Source organism: Flavobacterium sp. DSR2-3-3, from assembly GCF_049896585.1.
Lineage (GTDB): Bacteria > Bacteroidota > Bacteroidia > Flavobacteriales > Flavobacteriaceae > Flavobacterium.
Genome location: NZ_JAFCUP010000014.1, coordinates 1 through 21488, shown reverse-complemented (window position 1 = coordinate 21488; position 21488 = coordinate 1). Strand labels below are relative to the sequence as shown.

At 33.0% G+C, this 21488-nt stretch carries 18 protein-coding genes and 2 pseudogenes; 5 read left to right on the top strand and 15 right to left on the bottom strand.

Annotated elements, in window-relative coordinates; all coding sequences use genetic code 11:
- Positions 1-5: 5 nt before the first annotated feature.
- The 10 genes from ACP7AQ_RS14700 to ACP7AQ_RS14655 all read right to left on the bottom strand — a co-directional run bounded on the left by ACP7AQ_RS14700 (position 6) and on the right by ACP7AQ_RS14655 (position 12100).
- Positions 6-473 (bottom strand): heme-binding domain-containing protein, encoded by a 468-nt coding sequence (locus ACP7AQ_RS14700; protein WP_426095991.1) that lies wholly within the window; start codon positions 471-473, stop codon positions 6-8.
- 86 nt (positions 474-559) lie between these two features.
- Positions 560-1294 (bottom strand): DUF3347 domain-containing protein, encoded by a 735-nt coding sequence (locus ACP7AQ_RS14695; RefSeq protein WP_426095990.1) that lies wholly within the window; start codon positions 1292-1294, stop codon positions 560-562.
- Positions 1295-1430: 136 nt separating this feature from the next.
- Complete coding sequence (locus ACP7AQ_RS14690; protein WP_426095989.1) at positions 1431-1748, bottom strand: DUF3347 domain-containing protein; 318 nt, start codon at positions 1746-1748, stop codon at positions 1431-1433.
- A gap of 657 nt (positions 1749-2405) precedes the next feature.
- The gene (locus ACP7AQ_RS14685) at positions 2406-2774 is read right to left on the bottom strand and encodes a hypothetical protein (protein WP_426095988.1); all 369 of its coding nucleotides are present in this window, start codon (positions 2772-2774) and stop codon (positions 2406-2408) included.
- A 606-nt stretch (positions 2775-3380) separates the two neighbouring features.
- Positions 3381-4256 carry a CorA family divalent cation transporter gene (locus ACP7AQ_RS14680; RefSeq protein WP_426065069.1) on the bottom strand — a complete coding sequence of 292 codons (876 nt, stop codon included), beginning with the start codon at positions 4254-4256 and terminating at the stop codon, positions 3381-3383.
- Positions 4257-4611: 355 nt separating this feature from the next.
- Positions 4612-5883: an NRAMP family divalent metal transporter gene (locus tag ACP7AQ_RS14675; RefSeq protein ID WP_426095987.1), complete on the bottom strand. Its 1272-nt coding sequence runs from the start codon at positions 5881-5883 to the stop codon at positions 4612-4614.
- Positions 5884-6927: 1044 nt separating this feature from the next.
- Complete coding sequence (locus tag ACP7AQ_RS14670) at positions 6928-8382, bottom strand: serine hydrolase domain-containing protein (protein ID WP_426095986.1); 1455 nt, start codon at positions 8380-8382, stop codon at positions 6928-6930.
- An 830-nt stretch (positions 8383-9212) separates the two neighbouring features.
- On the bottom strand, positions 9213-9728 hold the full coding sequence (locus ACP7AQ_RS14665) for a PEGA domain-containing protein (RefSeq protein ID WP_426095985.1): 516 nt from the start codon (positions 9726-9728) through the stop codon (positions 9213-9215).
- 604 nt (positions 9729-10332) lie between these two features.
- Positions 10333-11043, bottom strand: coding sequence for a LytR/AlgR family response regulator transcription factor (locus ACP7AQ_RS14660; protein ID WP_426095984.1), 711 nt, complete (start codon positions 11041-11043; stop codon positions 10333-10335).
- A gap of 1 nt (position 11044) precedes the next feature.
- Positions 11045-12100 carry a sensor histidine kinase gene (locus ACP7AQ_RS14655; RefSeq protein WP_426095983.1) on the bottom strand — a complete coding sequence of 352 codons (1056 nt, stop codon included), beginning with the start codon at positions 12098-12100 and terminating at the stop codon, positions 11045-11047.
- Between the two features lie 225 nt (positions 12101-12325).
- Here ACP7AQ_RS14655 and ACP7AQ_RS14650 point away from each other — a divergent pair, with 225 nt between their 5' ends.
- The 5 genes and pseudogenes from ACP7AQ_RS14650 to ACP7AQ_RS14630 form a co-directional block, all read left to right on the top strand.
- Positions 12326-13630 carry a S41 family peptidase gene (locus ACP7AQ_RS14650; RefSeq protein WP_426095982.1) on the top strand — a complete coding sequence of 435 codons (1305 nt, stop codon included), beginning with the start codon at positions 12326-12328 and terminating at the stop codon, positions 13628-13630.
- A 107-nt stretch (positions 13631-13737) separates the two neighbouring features.
- Entirely contained in the window at positions 13738-13932 is a 195-nt protein-coding gene (locus tag ACP7AQ_RS14645) for a hypothetical protein (RefSeq protein WP_426095981.1), read from the top strand.
- A 277-nt stretch (positions 13933-14209) separates the two neighbouring features.
- Positions 14210-14626 carry a fasciclin domain-containing protein gene (locus tag ACP7AQ_RS14640; RefSeq protein WP_426095980.1) on the top strand — a complete coding sequence of 139 codons (417 nt, stop codon included), beginning with the start codon at positions 14210-14212 and terminating at the stop codon, positions 14624-14626.
- A 246-nt stretch (positions 14627-14872) separates the two neighbouring features.
- A complete protein-coding gene (locus ACP7AQ_RS14635; RefSeq protein WP_426092943.1) occupies positions 14873-15217 on the top strand; it encodes a hypothetical protein in 345 nt (114 codons plus the stop codon).
- Positions 15218-15694: 477 nt separating this feature from the next.
- A pseudogene (locus tag ACP7AQ_RS14630) lies at positions 15695-16789 on the top strand (IS91 family transposase); the annotation flags it as partial.
- 223 nt (positions 16790-17012) lie between these two features.
- On the opposite strand, the gene ACP7AQ_RS14625 reads toward ACP7AQ_RS14630, so the two are convergent.
- From ACP7AQ_RS14625 to ACP7AQ_RS14605, 5 genes and pseudogenes are all read right to left on the bottom strand, one after another.
- A complete protein-coding gene (locus ACP7AQ_RS14625) occupies positions 17013-17945 on the bottom strand; it encodes a DUF2806 domain-containing protein (RefSeq protein WP_426095979.1) in 933 nt (310 codons plus the stop codon).
- An 87-nt stretch (positions 17946-18032) separates the two neighbouring features.
- Positions 18033-19618 (bottom strand): annotated as a pseudogene (locus tag ACP7AQ_RS14620) (IS1182 family transposase).
- Positions 19619-19847: 229 nt separating this feature from the next.
- A complete protein-coding gene (locus ACP7AQ_RS14615; RefSeq protein ID WP_426065394.1) occupies positions 19848-20147 on the bottom strand; it encodes a helix-turn-helix domain-containing protein in 300 nt (99 codons plus the stop codon).
- Positions 20137-20484 (bottom strand): type II toxin-antitoxin system RelE/ParE family toxin, encoded by a 348-nt coding sequence (locus tag ACP7AQ_RS14610; RefSeq protein ID WP_426065393.1) that lies wholly within the window; start codon positions 20482-20484, stop codon positions 20137-20139. Before ACP7AQ_RS14610 ends, ACP7AQ_RS14615 begins: the two co-directional genes overlap by 11 nt.
- Before the next feature lie 233 nt (positions 20485-20717).
- Positions 20718-21314 carry a hypothetical protein gene (locus ACP7AQ_RS14605; RefSeq protein ID WP_426095978.1) on the bottom strand — a complete coding sequence of 199 codons (597 nt, stop codon included), beginning with the start codon at positions 21312-21314 and terminating at the stop codon, positions 20718-20720.
- Between the last annotated feature and the right edge of the window lie 174 nt (positions 21315-21488).

Below are 21488 nucleotides of genomic sequence, written 5' to 3'. Positions count from 1 at the left end.
ATTTATTATTCTACTGAAAGACTATCTTTCGTTTTTATAATCCAATTGATTATTTCCTCTTTTTGTGTTGGCGTCAAAATGGCATTTTTATGAATTAATGTGTAAGATGCCAAAGGCATTTCATCGGATTTTATTTGTTTGATGATAGCTTCTAGTTTGTTTTCTTGTTTTCGCTTGGAATACCTACCAAACTCATTAAAGTTCAAATCTTTCTTACCATCTTTAATGTGTTCTTCCATAAAAAACCGTGCGGGCTGAATGTAAGAATATAATGGATAATTGGTATTGTTACTGTGACAATCGTAGCAAGATGTCCTTAAGATAGTTTCAACATTTTTAGGAACATCGTACATTTTTGTAAAATTTGAAGTTAATTCCTGCTCGTAACTTTCATTACGGGCAGGTTGATATAACTGCATCAACAAAAAAATTACAAACCCAATTACGAGTATTTTCTTGATGATTTTTTTCATATGAAGATAATATTTGTTTTTTAATGGAATATGGTATAGCCATTGTTCATTCTAATTTATGATTTTGGAATCATGGCGATTTCATTTTATAATTGTTTTTTGATAGAACCACAAGTGAGCATTTTCGAACCGTAGTAAGGATTTTTTATTTCTTTGCTTTCACTTATCCAAATCGCCCCTTTTCCTTCATTATACATAGGACAAAAGTCTTGAAATAGTTTTTGTTTTGCTCCAAATATTTTTATCAAATCATTTACATCTTTACTCAACATTGCAAAATGTTCTCTTTGGTGGTCAATTTTTCCGCCATTATCACCAATGTGTTCAGCATGTTCTTTAGCATCATCAGCAATATCAATATATTCTGTTTTCAATTTTGGATCTATTGAATTGGTATTGACTTTATTAAAAGTTGAGTATAATGCTTTACCCGCATCGGCTGCTTTATTTGTATCGTCTTTTGTGAGTGCGTTTTTTAGTTTTAAATAATCAGAAATTATTTCATTTGTAGAAAATGTTGTTTGGGTAACCGATGTAGCTTCAGTATTTACTTTAACAGCTATCGCATCATCGTGACTATGACTACCATCAGTATGATCATGAGCTGCTTCATTTTGTGCAACTGGTTCGGTTAATTCCATGCCACATTTTGAGCATTTTTCACCTTTTTTTCCTGTTACTTCTTGGTGCATGGAACAAGAATACAATTGTGAAGTACTTTCTGTTTTTTGTGAATCAGTTGTCACAGCTTCTTTATTTTTTTGGTTGCAAGAAGCTACTACAAATACCATCGCTATGGCTGAAAGGATTAGATTTTTCATTTTATTATTTTTTTAAATTGTTATTTTTAGATATTGTAAAGTTTACATTTTTATTACAATACCAGTTGTTTTTTTTGGTGCAGTAAAAAATATATTCTTCATTTTTTAAAGTTTTAATTTGATTGTTTCTACTGTTTTACCACAACTCAACATTTGGGAACCATAGTATGTTTTTTTTAATTGTATTTTCTTTGCTTAACCAATTAGCATCTTGCATCGGGCAATATTGATAATAAACCGGTTCAGTAAATTTTGAAAATTTTGTCAGCTCATACGTATTTTTAGATAATGATTTAAAAAGTTCGCTTTGCTTTTTGATATCCTGTATTTCACTAATATTTTTTGCATCAGCAGTTAAATCTTTAAAAATTTTTATCCAAACCAAATGGAAATCCATTTTTAATGTTTCCATTTTTACAAAAGTTATAGTTGTTAAAAATTCCTTTGCCTTCACAGAAGCGGTTTTTCCGTCTGTTTTTACCGAGGCCTTTTTTTTAAGAAATAATTGTCGAAAACTGGACTTAATTGGTTTATTGCTTGTTTGACGTTCATTTTAGCGCGGTCGGTTACTTCCATTTTATTCGCTTCAGTTTTTGTTTCCATTTCCTCAACCATTTTCTCTTCGTGATCGTACTAACAAAATTCCGGCAGTTTTAAATATACAGCATCTGGATCAGGAAATTTATCATTCTTACAACCCGCAAATACAATACATTTCAATATTTCGTCTTGATTGGTTTTTTAATAACAATAGTAAGCGTATCCATTTTGGTCTCTTTATTCCAATCAATATTTGCGATTTTTTTGAGACTTCGTTCTTTTGTATGGTCGTTTCGCACATCGCGAAATTCCCAAATATTTTTACGGATTAGGTTTTATCGTTTTTGAATTGCGCATTAAACACCGGAAATGACACCAATAAAGTTATCGCTATTACTGCTTTTTTTAGTGATTTCATTGTAAAAAGATTTTAAATTGGATAAGGTAATCAACAACAAAACGAAGCGCGACTTAGCCACCTTATTAAAAATGAAATTAACGGAGATAGTAAATGATTTTGTAGCAATAATTGATTTTTATTTGACACAATTATGGATATCAAAATTGGAATTTAGCTTATTTTTGGTATAAGCCATAAAGAATTGAAACCAGAAGAAATGGTGGTTTCGTAATTGTAAAAATTTTGTTTTTCTGATAAAAAATTAAAAATATTTTTATTAAAATTCAATTCATTAATAGAAAAAGATGTGTTGGAAGAAGAAGCACAACCACATTTAGAATGACTGCATTTTTCTTCACAACCTTTGTGGTTTTTAGTTTTTGAATGACTATCGTTTTTACAACAATCATCTTTATCCATTTTTGAGGAAGTCTCTTTTGAAGAAGAATGTTTCGATGAATTATTTTCACACGCAAGAGTTAACGTTGGCATCAGGAAGAAGCCAAGTACTACTATCAATAAAATGTGAAACTTTTTCATTTATATCAAAAATCTAAATATTAAACAAAGTTAGATAAATAATCTTTATACTCGCCAAAGACTTGTTAAAAAAAATTATTACTGCTATTTTGTTTTGATTTAAATTGTACCTAAAAGTATTATTAGGGAAGAAAAAATACAAAGACTAACTACTTTAATCTTTGTTACTTGTAAAAAACAACTTTTAAAATGCTTTATTTTTATTGGAGTAATGGTTCGAAATCCGTGTAAACCTCCAAAGTCATTTGATTTTCTAATTTTTATCTGTTTCAAATCAAACTCTTTTGTTAACGGATTATATCCAGTCCATTTGTCTGTTTTTATTAATGCAGATTTGGAAATATGTTTAGCAATATTTTGCATATTTCTTTACACGAATAATCTTCAAGCTGGTCAAAATATATCATTTTAAATCCGCCAGTATCATTGGTTTCAATGGCGATTATCAATTTCTTTTTTTTTGAATCATTACTCCTTCCATGCTTAAGATCTTCTTTGACACCAAAAACAAATTCATCGACAAAAACCTGACCAATCATAGGCTTTTAACCACTACTTAGTGCTCCGCACGCTACAAAACCTTTGCTGGGTACTCTCCTTTTTCTATTAAATTATCCTCTTTCGTTTGAACCAAAAATATATAATGATTGCGATAATCGCCATTATACTAAGTGTCATAAAATATCCAAATTGCCATCTGAGCTCTGGCATATTTTCAAAGTTCATTCCGTAAATTCCTGCTACAAATGTTAACGGTAAAAAAAATGCAGAAAATATAGTCAGCAATTTCATAACGTCATTACTTTTTTGAGAATTTACCGAGTGATAACTATTTAATAAATTGTTTGCGTTTTCTAATACTTCGTCATAATTTAATATTAAGTTCAACAAAGTGTCTTTAATGTCTTGTAAAGCTGTTTTGTTAAATTCGCTTACTTCAATTTGATTGATCACATTTTGAAATAGTTGCAATAGTTTTTTGGTTATTCTTGTTTGAGTTTTTAAGAAATACAAATCTTCAAGAGAAACTTTTGAATAGTCTTTTAAAAAAATAGTTTTTTCAAATTCCTCAATTTTTTTGTCTAATTCATTGAGTGGTGATTGGTAGCTTTCTACCATTTTAAGAATTAAATAAATTAAAAGGTCTTCAGTTTTTGAAAATTCTATGTCGATACGCTCTAAAAATTCAAACGGACTTCGGTGTACTGAAATAATTTTGTTGTCATTGTAAAAAAATGCAATCTTATTAGACAGGTCGTTTATCGTTGTTGCGCCATGTTCAATAGTTGAAGTAAATGCTCGTAAAATCAAAAAATTATAGTTGGGTTGTTTTTCAAACTTTGGTAAATGTCCGTGTTCCAAACTGTCAATAATTTGAAAAATATCTAAATTGTACTGCTCCGCAATTTTATCAAGAGTTGCTCTATCGGGTTGGCAAAAATCTATCCACGCAAATGTTGTAAATTCCTTTATGTTTTGCATATTATGCTGCATTTATCTTTCTGTTATTTTCATTATAGTAAGTGATAGTAAGACTTGCAGCTAACGTCAGTTTATCCACAAATCTTCAGAGGAACTCAATTAGGTTTGTCACTGTGTAAATATATGTGATTGAAACTACAATTAAAATTCTTTTTTTGGACAAAGCTACTTAATGATTTATCTAAGAAAAAAGTTTAAAAAAGGACTTAAAAAATCCAAAAGATGATTAGCCAGTCTTTTGTAGTCAACAAGATTGATAATGAAGCAAAGCAAGGAGTTTTACAATGTTCGTAAAAAATTGATGAACCTGATTTCGTTACCTTGTGCATTACCAACATTCACTGTGTTAAAAGTTTTACTTGCCTGAAAATTGCAAATAGATTAAAGTTACGGCAGCTACTGTCATAATAATTAATGCTGCAAAACCAAGTATGTTTGCTAATCTTCCGTTCACGTTTTTACCCATTATTTTTTTGTTATTTGAAATGTGTAAGATTATAGCAATTAGGACAGGAGCAGTTAATCCATAGAGAATGGCTGTATAAATCAGCGACTCAATTGGTGTAATGCCTACATAGTTTAAAGATAACCCAAGTATTAGTGAAATAGCTATGATGACATAAAATGCTTTTGCTTCATGAAATTTTTTGTCAAGTCCTTGTTCCCAGTCGAATGTTTCAGTGATTATGTAAGAAATCGAACCACTCAGTGCTGGAATTGCGATAAGTCCTGTTCCGATTACACCAACAGCAAAAAGAAGATAGGCCAGATTACCGGCCAAAGGTTTTAATGCCGTTGCAGCTTGTTCCACAGTGTCAATTTGATGGATGCCTCCTTTAAACAAAACGGTGCCAGTAGTAAGAATGATAAAATACATAACAAAAGCAGAAACTGTCATTCCAAAATCTACATCTTGGTTCATGTTATGAATTAACTTTTTGTTTACAATTAAATGCTTCCTTTTATTTTTCATTTCTTCAACCTCCACCGATGCTTGCCAAAAAAAAAGATAAGGTGAAATTGTTGTGCCTAGTATTCCAACTATAATGGCGATAAAATCCTTGTCAAACTTTATGGTTGGTATAAATGTGGCTTTAAGAATTTCGCTAAAATCCTGTTTGTATAAAAACGGAACAATAAAATACACCAGCATAACGATGCACAAATACTTTAAAACTGCCGCAATTTTTTGATATGGTAAATAAACAATTAAGCCTAAAAGAATAATCGTGAAAAGAACACTGAAATAATTAGCATCAATAGATGGAAGTAATAGATTACCTACAGCACCCATACCTGCAATATCAGCACCAATATTCATTACAATAGCAGGAAAACTAAACAACAACATCAGATACAAAATAGGTCTTGGATAGTGTTTTTTTAATGTTCCGGTCAAACCTTGGCAGGTTACTAATCCAATTCGAGCACACATTTGTTGAATAGCGGCCATTAAAGGAAAAGCGATAATTGCAGTCCACAGTGTTGAAAGTCCATAGGCAGCACCTGCTTGAGAATAGGTTGCAATTCCAGACGGGTCATCGTCACTTGCTCCTGTTACAAGACCTGGACCTAGTTTTTTCCAACTACTAAGTATTTTAGAAGAAATTGTTTTCTTTTTTTTCATTTTTTAGTCGTTGTTGCATGATTGGCAAAAGCACAATCAAGATAAGGAGAACAGCAGTCATAATATTTACTCGTAAGTGAAGTTCGGAATAAATGTCTAGATAAAAAAACCTATGTAGGTTTGTCGCTAGACAGAAGATACAAATCAAAAATGTTAGGATAGTGAATCTTTTAGGTTTCATTTTTGTTTTGAAGTGTTCGTCTATTTGTCGTGAGCTTAATATTAGCAGCACTTCTCAGTGGTTACTCTTAACGTCAGTCCGTCTTAAAACCTTCAAACGAACTCATTTTAATTAATCCGTAAGTAAATATAAATGAGTTAAACTACATCTGAAATTCTTTTTGGAAAAAAGCATTCTTCATTCTTAAAACAAAACAATCGTAAAAAGCATTAAAAACTGTTGTTGGAACCACAAAATACAAAGCCAATACTTTTAGATATTGTTTTAATAGATTTTGGTCTATTAAATTAAAATTAGACGCAGGTTGCAGGCTGAAAAAATCAAGCCAGCAGCAGTTGAGGCATTTTTGATGGTTTTATTAGTTATGATATAATAAAAGTTCCTTTGCCGTTTTGTAACATTGTAGGGATGTTCTACTATGGCTTGCTTTCTGCGGTAGATTTCGTAATTGTTTTCGATTCTAATTTAGTATTGATAAATCAAATGGGAGTATTGGGAGCGTTCAATAAGACTGTTTTTGGCATTCTTAGTGCATTTTTTGAAGAGTTTGCAATATACACCGAATAGCAGTTTTTGATTACTGCGATCCGCCTGCCTGGTATCTTGGCGGTAGCTAAAACGCCATTTCCTGTGAAAACTAATTTTACGGTTAAGGGCAGATATGCTCAAAAGTGAAGAAAAACATAAAAAAACTAAGGTTAAAATTAATCCAAAAAAAAAGAAGAACAAAATCCTCTTGAAAACACCTCTAAAATCTCTACGATAACTCCGCAATTATGACGGCAGGTACTCCCTTGCGTTCAACACGGGCTTCATTCTTTGTACTGCGCACGCAACGAAACTTTAACCGTCATGCCTAGTTTTTATTCTATCGTAAAGTTAAATGTTTGCCCATTTTGTTTTAAAATCATTGTCTTTTCAATTGGATTGAAATCTAAAATTATTCCTTCCTCTATATAAACAAACTTATCTTTTTCTGTTGCTTGTAAAGTGAATGCATTTTGTTCGGTTGCTTGTGCAATTAGATTTAAGTTGTTCTTTGTGATAGTAATTTTAATAGGCAGTTGACTACTGCTATAAACACCCAAATATTTATCTAATTCTTGGCTTGTAACAACATAGATATTTGTCACTGGTGGTGGAATATAATTGTATGGAATATAATTTTCCCAATGCCAAGGCGTAAATTTATCACCAATTGAATATTCTAAAAATTCTTTAAAAATACTTTCCCCGTTGTCATTGTTGGTCATAATGACTACCGCAATTTTTTTATCTGGGAAACAAATTGAATAATGTCCCCAACCATCATCGTGTCCTTCTTTAAAAAATGCTCTGCTCCAAGGTGTTATAAATGTTCCTACGCCAAAACCATATCCCAACTGAATACTGTCATTGTCGGTACTATCGATTTTGGCAAGTGGCCCAAATTGGCTTCTTGATCTTATTCTTACTTGCTGGCTTGTCATTTCCTTGAAACTTTTTTTGGAAAGTCCTTTACCATTTATAAAATGTGTGTAGAAAACTGTAAAATCTTCAAAAGTTGTACTCATAGAACCGCCAGCATTTGCTTCTTTCCATTTGTTAAGTTCGTAAGGTTCGCCTTTGGCATTGTGTCCGTAACAAATATTTTCGTCAAAACGAGTTTGCCAAACTTGACTTGTGTTTGTCATTCCCAAAGGTTTAAAAACTATTTCTTGTGAAATAGTTTCATAATCTTTTCCTGTAAGTTGTTCAATCACAAATTGCAATAAGTAAATTCCTTCGCCTGAATAAGAGTAACGAGTACCTGGGTCAGATTTAATTTTAAGTTTTTTATCTGCTTCAAACCAGCGCCAATTAGGAAAGCCTGTTGTATGCGTCAGACACATTCGGGCTGTTATTTTTTCGTAACGTTTATCATCTTTTAGGTCGTCATAACCACGTCTAAAACCATTTATTTTGATTTCGGGTAATGGTTTGTTCAGATATTCCACAAGTGGTTTGTCAAGGTCAATAACTTTCTGTTGGACGTATTGCATAACTATATAAGCAAATACAGTTTTCGCAAAGGATGCACCGTACATTACCGACGATTTTTCAAAAGGGATGTTTTTTTGAACATTCGCAAGTCCATATGTTTTAGTAAAAATGATCTTATTGTCATTAAAAAGGGCCACTGCAACACCTGAAACATTGGCAACTTTTATTAAGTACTCAATTTTTGCATTTAAACTTTCAATAGTGATGGTACTTCCGTCAATTCTTTTAATGGATTGGCCAAACGAAATAGTTGAAACGGTTAGAAAAGTTGCTACTAAAAGCATTTTAAATTTCATAATTTTTCAGGTTTTCGTTCTAATATGCCGCATAAAATCAGTTCGTCTAAAAACCTCATAACAAACTTATTTTAGTTAATCACTTAGTAAATATATGATTAAAAATCTTTTTAAAAAAAAGCATTCTTCATTTTTAAAATAAAACAAACCGTAAAAAGCTTTATAAACTGGTATTAAAACCCCAAAACACAAAGCCAAAACTTTTAGATTTTGTTTTAATAGATTTTGGTGTATTAAATTAAATATTCGACGCAGGTTGTAGGCTGAAAAAATTAAGCCAATATCAGTTGAGCCATGTTTAATGGTTTTCTTTTTCATGAGATAATAAAAATCCCATTGGCGTTTTATTACTCTCCCGCGAAAAGCGGGACAGGCTCAAGATGTTGCACTACGGCTTGTAATCTGCGGTAGACTTCGTAATTGTTTTCGATTTTAACTTTATTTTGATAAATCAAATATGCGTTTTGGGAGCGTTCAATAAGTCTGCCTTTGACATTTTTAGTGCATTTTGTCAAGAGTTTGCGATTTACACCGAACAGCGGTTTTTGACCAACGTGGTCCTTCTTTAAGTTTTTTGGCGTTAGCTAAAACGCAATTTCCATAGAAGACTAATTTTATGGGTAAGGGAACTTGCATTTAAAAGTGAAGGGAAAAACGACACCAAGCCCAAAATACTTCTCAAAAAAAAAGACGACCAAATCCTCTCATAATCCTCTCTCACAATTTTACGAAAACTTCATAGTGTCAACTGACGTACAATCGGTTCCGTTCAACCCGGGTTTCATTGTTGGTGCTGCGCACGCAACGAAACCTTAGCTTTTATGCAACGTTTATTTTTCGTCTTCTTCTAGTATTTTTTTCTTTTCTTTTGCGTATTCTTGTTGAGTAATTACCTTTTCATCAAGTAAGTGTTTTAACTCTCTGAGTCTGTCAAACTTTGATTTGGTCTGATTTTGTTGTGGAGTTGTTTTAATTATTGACTGTTCGCTACCTGAACTCGGTGTCAATTCATAAGTATGGGTCGGCTTATACTTCATTGTCCACAGAAATGGAACTAAAACAAAAATTCCACCAATAATTGCACCTACATCGACTTCTTCATCTCTTGAAAAAGATGTGTTTAAAGGGTCATAACCTTCCTTTTCCAATTTAACAGTTGTCGTACTGCCAACTATCTTTGTGTCTCGGTGGGTATAAGGTGTTGTTCCTGCGGGTTCACCATTTAGATAAACTTGCGCACCACTCGGGTTTGACTGAATCATTGTCGTGCTTGCACAACTTGTTAGTAAAACTGAGCCCGCTAATAAAAGTAAAATCGTTTTCGTCATCATTGTCTGTTTTTTCATATTTGTTCTGTTTTTAAATGTTGCATAACGTCAGTTCGTCTAAAAACCTTTAAACGAACTCATTTTAGTTAATCAGTAAGTAAATATATCTGATTTAAACTACAATTGAAACTCTTTTTGGAAAAAAGTATTCTTCATTCTTAAAACAAAACAATCCGTAAAAAGCGTTAAAAAAGGGTTTTAAACCCTCAAAATACAAAGCCGATACTTCTAGATATTTTTGTAATAGATTTTGGTTAATCAGGTTGAAAATTCGACGCAGGTTGTAGGCTGAAAAAATTAATCCAACATCAGCTGGTGCGGATTTGCAATCCGTGCCCGTAAGAATAATCAATTATATTATATCTTACTGTAACTGTTTGAAATTTTCAAATTGCAGATTTTATTTGTCAATGTAAAATCAGTGCAAGGATTACTAGTCTGTTATTGTTGCTTAAAATAATAACTGAGCACTTCGTGGTCATTGCGATCAACGAAGCAATCACATCTAATATTTTCTTTTAATAAAGTGCATATCATTGTGGGCACGGATTGCAAATCCGCGCTATCGGAATGTCTTCCCTTGTAGTAATATGATTACCGTCAACCTACCCTATTTTTTCTCCTATTTTTTGTTTCTTATAGTTTTTGCAAATTGCTCCCGATATGTAATACCTATTGGTATTGGTATGTCATTAATTATTACACGGGCTCTTTCAATGATTCCAATATGTTTCAAGGAGATAATATAGGATTTATGGATCCGGGCGAAGGCAGAAGTAGAAAGCTGTTTTAAAATGTCGTTTAAGGGCAAAAGCGTCATGATTCTACCTTTTTTAGTATAGAAAGTGATGTAGTTACCCGCTCCCTCAATATACAAGATGTCAGTTAATTCTATTTGAAATGTCCGTGTCCCGCTTTTAACCATAATTGATTCTCCAAACTGATCTAAACTGGAGTTTAATGATGCACTTTCGTTTGAAGGAGAAGAGAGGCTAGCTGCTTTGTTAACCGCCCTTAGAAACCGGTCATATCTTACAGGCTTTAAGAGAAAGTCTACAGCGCTATATTCATAACTCTCAGCGCCAAATTCAGGATAGGCCGTAATAAATATTATTTTAGGAGTTGTCGGTAATGATTTTATTAATTCCATCCCTGATAGTTCCGGCATGTTTATATCAAGAAAAATCAGGTCTACAGGATTGTTCATCAAGAAAGACATGGCATTAAATGGATTGGTAAATCCTTCTGTAAATTGCAAGAATGGGGTCTTCTTTATATACCTTTCAATAAGGTCAATTGCGAATGGTTCGTCATCGATTGCAATACATCTCATTTTAATTAATTTTTATTTGAAGTCTAACATTAAAGAAGGAACCTGAATTATCGATTTCCAGTATATGTTGATTAGGATAAAGAAGCTGCAGCCTCTCCCGTACATTTGGTAAGCCAATTCCAGAGCTGTTATTTTCCTGAACAGAATGTTCAAATTTATAATTTTTAGTCTCTAATACTAATATATTGCCTTTTAAAAATATCGAGATATATATATCCGATCTTTGACTTAAGATTATTCCATGTTTAAACACGTTTTCAATAAATGGTATAAGAATCATAGGAGCAATTTTATGGTTTTGCCACTCCCCATTTATTTTATAATTGACCTGACTTGCCAGTTCTGGTGATAGTCGTTGAAGCTGAAGTTTCACAGTATTATCAATATAACAAATTTCTTTTTCAAGGGAAACTTTATCATCATTGCTCTCATACAGCATGTAGCGCATGAGACCTGAAAGTTTTTCTATAATATCGGCTGTGACCACATCATTGTTCTTTGTGGCTGAAGAGTATGCCATATTTAATGTGTTAAATAAAAAATGTGGATTGATCTGTGCTTTGAGATATTTTAGTTGCGTAGAAAGTTTATCTTTTACTAGTTGTTGCTGAATTTCCTGATTTTGAATCCACAGTTTTGTAAGCCCGTATCCACACGATAAAGAAAGGATTATCGTCTTACTCTGTACGTTCATAACGATATCTGACCACATAGATTCTTTTTCTGTTGAAAATAGTGATATGCTATATAACTGGTCTAAAATGGAATTCAATAAAACAGTAAAAACATATAAAAGGATCAGATAAACAAAATAATGCTTATATCGTTTTTTAGAAATATATAAGGGAATCAAAAAAAGAGCATTTATGTAAAAAAGCATAATACTGAGACAAGTACTCCAAACTAATGGAAAGTAAATACTGCCATCTTGTTTTCTAAAAGGTCCAATCGTATAAGCAGTATGCCATATAAACAAGAATAATGAAATCCAGACAAGTACGTGTAATAACGGTTCTATCTTATTTCTTTTCTGTAAATCGATACTGCCTAATAACATGGTTTATTTTATTTTACTGCAATCAAAGATACTTAAAGCAAACAAATATCATCTTAATTTTATTTACATGCCACTGTTATTATTCTAATTCTATTGGTCAACTAAATTCGATAATATAGATAATTATTGCTGGCATTTAAATAATAGAATTGTCGGATTAAAGCAAAATTTTCACTTTTACATATATAAGGGTATTTTCCCTCAACTACTAAAGTCATGTTAAATATGAAAAATTCGAAATTATTGTTTTATTTTCTGGCACTTTTATTACCTGTTGTAAATTATAGCCAGGACATCAAAAGAGAAATTAAACTGAGTCAGCTTATTGATTCCATAAATTTAAAACTCAGTGACAATTATGTATTTCCTGATAAGGCACAGCTAATTGCAAAATCTTTAAAAGCACAATTAAAAAAGAAGGTTTTTTCTTCAACGGCAAATGACCCGCAAAAACTTGTTAAACAATTACAGGCTGAAATTTTTAACGTCCATAAAGACCCTCATATGGTAGTTGATTATAACCCAGAGTGGCAAGGGCATACACAAGGGTACACAGGACCATCTGCGGAAGAAATCACGCAATTCACAAAATTTGTAAGAGATAACAATTTTATGTTTAAAAAGGTAGAACTGTTGCCGGGTAATATAGGCTATTTGCCCTTTAATATTTTTGTGGAGCATGTAAAAGAGGCCAAACCAATTATAGCTTCTGCTTTGGGATTTTTAGCTAATTCTTCTGCCATCATTATTGATTTAAGAGAAAATACAGGAGGCGAGCCAGAAATGGTTAGCCAACTGGAAAGCTACTTTTTTAAAGAAAAGACCCGTATGAATGATTTAATAAACCGCACGAAAAGAGATACTGTCTTTTATTATGCAGATCCCGTGAAGACAGACGGCTTGACCCTTTCGATGCCAGTATATATCTTAACTAGTAAGAAGACCTTCTCTGGAGCAGAGGATTTTAGCTATGGTATGCAGCAGGCCAAACGAGCAACTATTGTGGGAGAAGTTACCGGCGGTGGTGCGCACCCTACGAAACCATTTTCTGTGGGGCAGGGCTTCATTGTTAACATTCCATTTGCCCGTTCATTAAATCCCGTTACTAAAACTGATTGGGAAGGAACAGGTGTCATCCCAGATTTTAAAGTCGAGGCTGCAAATGCCCTTATTAAAGCACAAGAACTTATTTTCAGAGAGCGCCAGTCAGTAGCCACTAATAGTACGGACAAACAAAAATTAGAATATCTCATTAATGCCTTGTATGTAAATAGTGACCCAGGAACTCTTCCTTTGGATCAGTTCGATAAATTTACCGGAACTTTCGGCCCACTTACTATATCAAGGGACGGGAATAAACTTTTCTGTAATTTCTTAAATAATATAACGGAATTGGCTCATATATCAAAAAATCTTTTTGTATTGGACGGCAACGCTCAAATTGAATTTATAAAAGATGATAAAGGCAATTATCCTCTGGCACGTTTATTTGTCAGCAGCGGAGGAATATTTGAGGAGTTACGAAAATAGTAATGATCTGAATTAATCGAGACAAAGAAGATTGCAGGTTTACAAGAAACAATTGGTTGTATGATACGGATTGCTAAAAATGGTAAACCGCAAGGCTAATTGTTACTATGAACACACCAAAATGGTATAATTGGTTAATAAATAGAAACGCTGGTCACAACGCAATGAAAATTGGTGTTTTAGAATTTTTTGGTATAATGCCGGTGAAAATTTCGGTTTTTTCAGGCTTTAAATCATCTAATGATATCAAACGAAAAAAGTGGTTGAAAGAAGTTATGGAATTAGGCGAAAATCAAAAATAATAATAAAAAGGTGTTTTCAATTTTTAACTAAGAAACTGAAAAACTTATTGAAAAACCAATCGTCATTTATTAGATTTTTATAAAAAAATAGGTAACATAATTAAATATGTGAATTTTACAAACTTGTTCAATAATTGTACAAAGGTATTTTTTCTTGAAATAGTATTTTTTTAAGTAGTTGATAAAGAGTTATTTAAATTAAAAACAGTACTTTTATATAGTTGATAAAATATCATCACTGTGCTGCCAGATGCAGAAAAAAATAAATTATTTTGTTATGACTGATTCAAAAAAAGACATCGTTGCTATCGCTTCTGAAAGTGCTAAAACATTAGCTGCAGCAGTGAAGGCAGCAGGTTTAGTACAAACACTTCAAGGTGCTGGTCCATTTACTGTTTTTGCACCCACAGATACTGCTTTCGAAGCTATTCAAAAAGATGTAGATACACTTCTGAAACCAGAAAACAAGGAAAAACTCGCTAGTATTTTGACTTACCACGTTGTTAGTGGAGAAACAATGGCAGCCGATTTAAAAGATGGTCAAGAGCTCACCACAGTGCAAGGTGGCAAATTAAAAGTGGCTATCAAAGGAGATAAGGTAATGATTGGTGAGGCGCATGTAACCATGGCCGATGTTGCTGCTTCAAACGGAGTTGTTCATGTGATTGATAAAGTTTTAATGCCAAAAATGTAAGTTTACAGCATTTTTATAAAGCCCTCAAGCGTGAAAAATGCTTGAGGTTTTTTTGTATTTCTATAAATTACAAATAGTAAAAGTCAAAATGACAATAATTAGCACTAACAAAAAATTAATAGATAATTGTAATTTAATTGTTTAAGTAGTTGTTTTATAACTATTTACTTAAATTATATAAATAAATTTATTAAAAAATCCTTAACTTTCTAACTCGTTATTAATAATTTTAAAAATTTCTAAAAAATGGAATCAAAAGAAAAAGATTACTCGGAACAAATTGACAAAACTGTAGAAACTATTACTACACATGTCGAAAAAAAATCTGGAACAGGTTTGACTTCAACAATCAACAAATGGATTGATACTCTTGAAGATCACAAAGACTTAAAAACAATTGCATCTGATTTAAAAAAATTAAAAACAGCATACGAAGACAAAAATTTTGAAAAAGTAGTTGCATTAATGGCAACGCTTGGTGAAGAAACTACAAAAGCCGCAGAAATGGCAAAAGGTAGCGAAGGAACCAAAATTAAAGCACTTGGAAAAGCATTAACTGCCGGATCAAAAACGGTTGCTAAATTTATGTAATATTTATAAAGCGTTAGAAAAAAATAATTAATTTTCTAACGCTTTATTAATTTTCGATAATAAAAATTCCATAAAATAGTTGGCATCAACAATATGTTTTTTAAAATTAAATTGCATTAAAAGTGTTGATGAACGCTGATAGAAGAGATGTACATCTCTAGTTCGGTTAAAGCCTACGGTGAGATCGGTGCCCTCAAAGTTGAGCAATTAATTAAATAAAGTTGCCCAAAACCGTTGTAATAGCTGTTGAACTAAATCTTCTGTAGCACTTACCGAGATTTTGTACCTTACGAATATAATTAAAATTCGTATACCATGACTACAAAAAAGAGCATCCTGATGCGTTAAGAGATAACAAAATCATTAACCAAGCCAAGCGTGAAGTTTCTGGATTTGAGGAACTATTAAATCGTTTTGAGCGTACAGTTTCGATTTTAGGTCGAAGTCAGAGCACGTTCAATAATTATTCCCGTCATGTGGCGGCTCCGCACGCTTTACACCATTAAAAAATGCAGAACAGCCGAGTTGGGTGGTCATATCGATGCTTGCTATATTTGTGGTAATCTCACTGTAAGCTACAACTCGTGCCGCAATCGGCATTGCCCGAAGTGTCAGGGTAACAAACGAGAAGATTGGATACAAGCCAGAACAACGGAACTCTTGCCTGTACCTTATTTTACTCAATTTTTTTATTGTTTTTAAAAGGATTTCGTGATACCGCTTCGCTAAATTCACCTAGTATTTACTTTGCCTGACAGTATCAATTCCTTGGCCATTTACCAGCCTAAAATAGTGTATGACACCATATTTGAAGCGACTTGGGAAACGCTTCAAAGTTTTGGCAAAGGCAAGGAAATGCAAATGGGAATGATTGCCGTTTTGCACACTTGGGGACAGCAATTGAGTTTGCATCCGCACCTGCATTGCATTGTTCCTGGCGGTGGTGTGGACAAAGACGGACAGTGGAAAAATAGCAGAGCAGATGGTAAATTCTTGTTTCCAGTCAAGGCCTTGTCGAAAGTTTTTAGGGCTAAATATTGCGCCAAACTGAAAGTAAAATCACCTATCCTATACGAACAAATCCGGCAGGAATTATGGCAGAAACCATCGATTGTATTTGCTAAGAAACCTATTGGAAGTCCTAAATCAGTGGTGGAATATTTAGGACGTTACACTCATAAAATCGCCATTAGTAACAATCGAATTAAAAGCATTGACAATGAAAACGTAACTTTTGATTACAAGGATTACCGAGTAGCGGGCGTTAAAAAACAAATGACGCTCACACATCAGGAATTTATCAGGCGGTTTGCGTTGCATATTTTACCCAAACGTTTTGTAAAAATACGGCGTTATGGATTTTTGAGTAGCACTTGGAAACGAAAAAAGCTAAAGCTTTTACAAGAGAAACTTAAAGTAAAAGTGCTAAAAAAAGCAGAGAAAAAGACCTTTATGCCTAAATGTCCGTGTTGTAAAACGGGCAATTTACATCGGATAGCGGTTTTTGACCAGCGAGGTCCGCCTGCATGGTATCTTGGCGGTAGCCAAAACACCATTCCTTGTAAAAGCTAAATTATGGGTAAGGGAATTTACGCCCAAAAGTGAAGGAAAACACTAGAAAACCATCTTGATTTAACTGCACAAAAAAAGAGGCTCACTTGCCTCTTGTTATTCTCTCTCAAAACTTTACGATAACTCCATAAGTGTTGACGGCATGTAATCGGTTCCGTTCAACACCGGCTTCATTGTTCGTGCTGCGCACGCAACGAAGCCTTATCTGTTGGCAGAAGTTATTTTACTCGTTAAATTCAGTTTTATTTAATAATAATGCTTGTCCATTCGGTAATTTAACTAAATCTCCATATTCAATTTTGACATTAGGTAACACAAAACTCGAGCATATTTTTCTTATATAATTTATGTTTGGTTCTTGATCAATTAATTTTGATAATTCTGAACCTACTTTAGTAAAAACTAAAACTGATATTGCTTGTTTTGGAGTGTTTTCGGGTCTTTCAATAAATATACCTTGATTTCCAAATTCTATAAAATTAGTGATCTTATTTGTATCGGTTGCATAGAAACTAAATTCTAAATTATTTTCACTTGATATTAAACCAAGTTCAGTTAGTAATAATCTATCTGTGAATTTAATGCCAAATTCATCCTCTAAAAATTTACCATTATCTTGATTAAAGACCATATCTGTATTACCTGCAAAAATCTTTAGGCTTGAGAATTTTGCGAAAATTTCTGCTTCCTCTTTAGATAAATTTTTTAAAAGTTCTAGTGTTCTTATAGAAAATGATTTGGGTTTTTTAATTTCACCAGCAAGAATTCTTCCCCAAAGATTTTGCATTTCTTCGTCGGAAATATCTTCAGCAATATTAAAAAATCTTGTCGTCCAATCATTTTCAATTTTTTCTCCTGAAACTTCTTGTTCTTGATTCAATTGAGTTCCCGCAATTTGAGCAATATTATCTATGTTTATCTGTTTTCTTGTTTCTTGGTATACAATTCTTTGTTGTATATTTTCATAAAGTTCGAAGTCAATTACTTTACCCTCGGCAATTGCATTTGATTTAGCTCTTTCAATAACTCCGATTTTATACGCTTCGGAATCCGCTTCTTTTCTAATTGCTCTTGGTTTGTACAATGTGCCAATTCCTTGACTAATTACCTCAATAAGTTTTTCTATTGGTTTTCCTTCAAATGTAATTAATGCCATAAATTTTGTAGTTTATTTTCGTTTTTCTGCGGGATAATTTCTGCCAACGTCAGTTCGTCTAAAAACCTTCAAACGAACTCATTTTAGTTAATCAGTGAGTAAATATATGTGATTTAAACTACAATTAAAATTCTTTCTGGGAAAAGTCACTTTAGGAGTATCAAAACAAAACAGTCTGTAAAAAGCTTTAAAAATTGCTCTTAGAGTCCCAAAATATAAAGCCAATACTTTTAAATATTGTTTTAATAGACTGTGGTCAATCAGGTTAAAAATTCGGCGCAGATTGTAGGCACAGAAAATCAATCCTATATCGGCTGAGGCGCGTTTGATGGTTTTTTTGGTCATGATATAATAAAAATCCCATTGTCTTTTAATGACTCTCCCGCAAAGAGCGGGACAGGCTAGGGATGTTCCACTATGGCTTGGCGTCTGCGGTAGATTTCATAATTGTTTTCGATTCGTACTTTATTTTGATAAATTAAATCAGCGTATTGGGAGCGTTCAATGAGTCTGCCTTTGACATTTTTGGTACATTTTTTATAAAGTTGACAAGTCAAACACGCACTAGTTTTGTAATGCTTCATCTGGGTTATTGATTTGCCGTTCTTTTTGGCGTACCAATTTCCGTTGGTCGTTAGGGTTTCATTGGCAGGACAGGTATAGGAATCGGTGGTTATGTTGTATTTAAAATGTTCTACATCAAAAGCCAAATCAGGTGCGTGAGCAGAAACTCCTGGAATAGCTACCAACACATCAATGCCAAGTCTATTAGCATAATCGAACTCACTCCCTGTATGATAGCCTTTATCATAAATGGCGGTAAAATTGTTGTGTCCCAAAATGTTTTTGCTTCGGCGTAACATTCCTCCCATGGCTTTGGAATCATTTTCATTAGTCACCTTGAAATCAATTGGAATGTTATGCAGCGCATCCACTGTAGTTTGTACCGTATAGGCCACTTCCGAGATGTTATTTCGAGTCATGATTTGGCGACTGTCGGGATCCGAAGTCGAAATTTGGGTAACCACTGTAGCATCAATTGTGTTTTGATACCCGATGTATTTTTGCTTTTGAATACTGTGTTTTTTTATCTTCTTTTCAATAATTTGTTTTTCCAGAACATCATCATCTTCTTTAGCTAAAGCCAAGTTATATTCTTCGAGTCTAGCATCGATATAAGCAATGTGACGCTCTATTTTATTGGGATTAAAATTGTTTTTCTTGGAGTTTTGTGCTCTGAGTTTGGTACTATCACCAGCAACAAGGCTTCCGCCAATGAGTTCAAAATGGGAGGCTAGTTTTACCGTTGCCCGAAAAACGCGCGCAATGGCTTTGGGATTGTTTTTACGAAAATTAGCAATGGTGTTGTGGTCAGGAACCAAACCTTTCAAAAGCCAAATGAGTTCAATGTTGCGATTGCACTCTTTCTCCAAAGTTCTGGAGGAACGCATGCGATTGAGGTACCCGTAAATAAAGAGTTTTAGCAAATCCGAAGGATGATAAGCGGGTCTTCCGTTTTCGACAAAATCGAAAGTAAATCCAAAATCAGCAAGTTTAAGACTGTCTACAAAAAGGTCAATGAGCCTGATTTCATTGTCTTGCGCAATGGCATCATCAATCGATGAAGCAAAAAGCGGGAGTTGGTTTCTGTTAATTCCGTTGATGAATTTCATCCTTAAATATAATAAAAACCAACGAGTTATGCAAATTATTTGAACGATTTTTAATACAATTTATTTAACAGGGAGAAAGGAGGTTATTAGACAGTTTGACGTTTCGCCGCTTTGAGATGGTGTGTGGTTCGTAACCTTTCAATTTTTGGCTTTGCAGAAAGTAGATGCGAAACGGTAATTCTACTAAAGCACACACTATATCAAAACAGCTGTTATGGGCTGTGGCTTTTTAAAGTTTTATTGAAAGTTCCAAATGTCCACCCAAGCCAAGTTCAACGATTTTTTGCAATGTTGATAAACGTACCTCTTTTACATTGTTTTCAATTCTTGAAATATATGACTTAGTTGTACCGCATTTAATCGCGAGTTGTTCTTGTGTCATTCCTTTTTCTAGTCGTGCTTCGTGTATCAAAGCACCAAGTTTAAACTGTTCGTAACCCGCATCTAATTGGTCACGTTCTGTAGTTCCTACTTTGCCATAATGTTTATCCTTAAACTCTGATAGCGTTTTTATGTTGTTATTTTTCATTTTTATATTCCTCCATTATTTTAAGTGCCTTTTCAATTTCTTTTTTCGGGGTCTTTTGCGTTTTCTTTTGAAAACCATTTACTAAGACTACAATTTTTCCTTTGTCAAAAAAGCAAAATATTCTAAAAATATCGCTCGATTGTTGAATTCTAATTTCATAAAGTCCGTCCGTGCTTTCAATATGTTTAAGATATGTTTCAGGTACTTTATCAACTTCTTCTATCAAGTCAAAAGTCCAAATTATTTTGGCTCTTACTTTTTCCCTTTGCTTCACAAAGAATTCTTCAAAGTAATCTTTGTAAAATATTATTGTTCTAGTTTTTCTTTTTTCTTCCACGCCTTAAAATTACAAATGTTGTACAAAAGTACAACATTTATTCTGATTTTTTATCTTTTAGATTAAAGGTTGATTTTTATTGTGCGGTAGTGCCATATCCCATAACGTTATGCCACTTTGAGATGGCTGGAAATTCGTAACCGCTCCATTTTCGGCTTAACGAAAACGTGATGCGTAACGGTAATTCCACTAAATTCCAGCTAGCTCAAAATGGCTGTTACCTGCTGTTCTTTTTATGTGATCCAAGTTCTACGTTTTGAAATTATTCTCCATTTTTCATTAATTTTTTCAAGGTAAACAATATATCCACTTCCAAAAGATTTTATATGTTTATTTACTTCAACGTATGCTTTGGTATTATCTTTAGAAAATATAGGAATTGAAATTTCATAATATCTGGTCGAATACTTTTTACTTGAATCGATTTCTTTACGAGTGATGATTTTTACTTTCTCAAATAAATTGCCATCAATAGTAAAGCTTTTCAAAACCTTGTTCTGAGACAATAAAAAAACGGAATCCTTTTCGGCAAAAAATCGCTTTTTGTCAAACAATAAATTCTGTATGTTGACTTTGTTTTGCTCCAATGAAATTGTAACTACGTCACCAAGTTTGGGATATTTGGCAACTAATATTTCTAATTTGTTTAGTTCGGCACAAAGTGAAATCGAATCTGATTGTTTAAAAAGAGGAATACCATCGTTATAAATTATTGTTTTTAAGATCGAATTTATTTCAGTCTCTTTTGAAAACGCAAATTTGTCTTGTTGCTCTCTATTTTGACAACCAACAAAAACGAATACTAAAATTATAAAAGAGAAGTTTCTCATTCGTTTGCTTTTTTTTTTAGAATAGAAGGTAACGTCAGTTCGTCTAAAAACCTTCAAACGAACAGTATTTTGTTAATCAGTGAGTAAATATATGTGATTTAAACTACAATTAAAATTCTTTCTGGGAAAAGTCGGTTTAGGATTATCAAAATAAAACAGTCCGTAAAAAGCTTT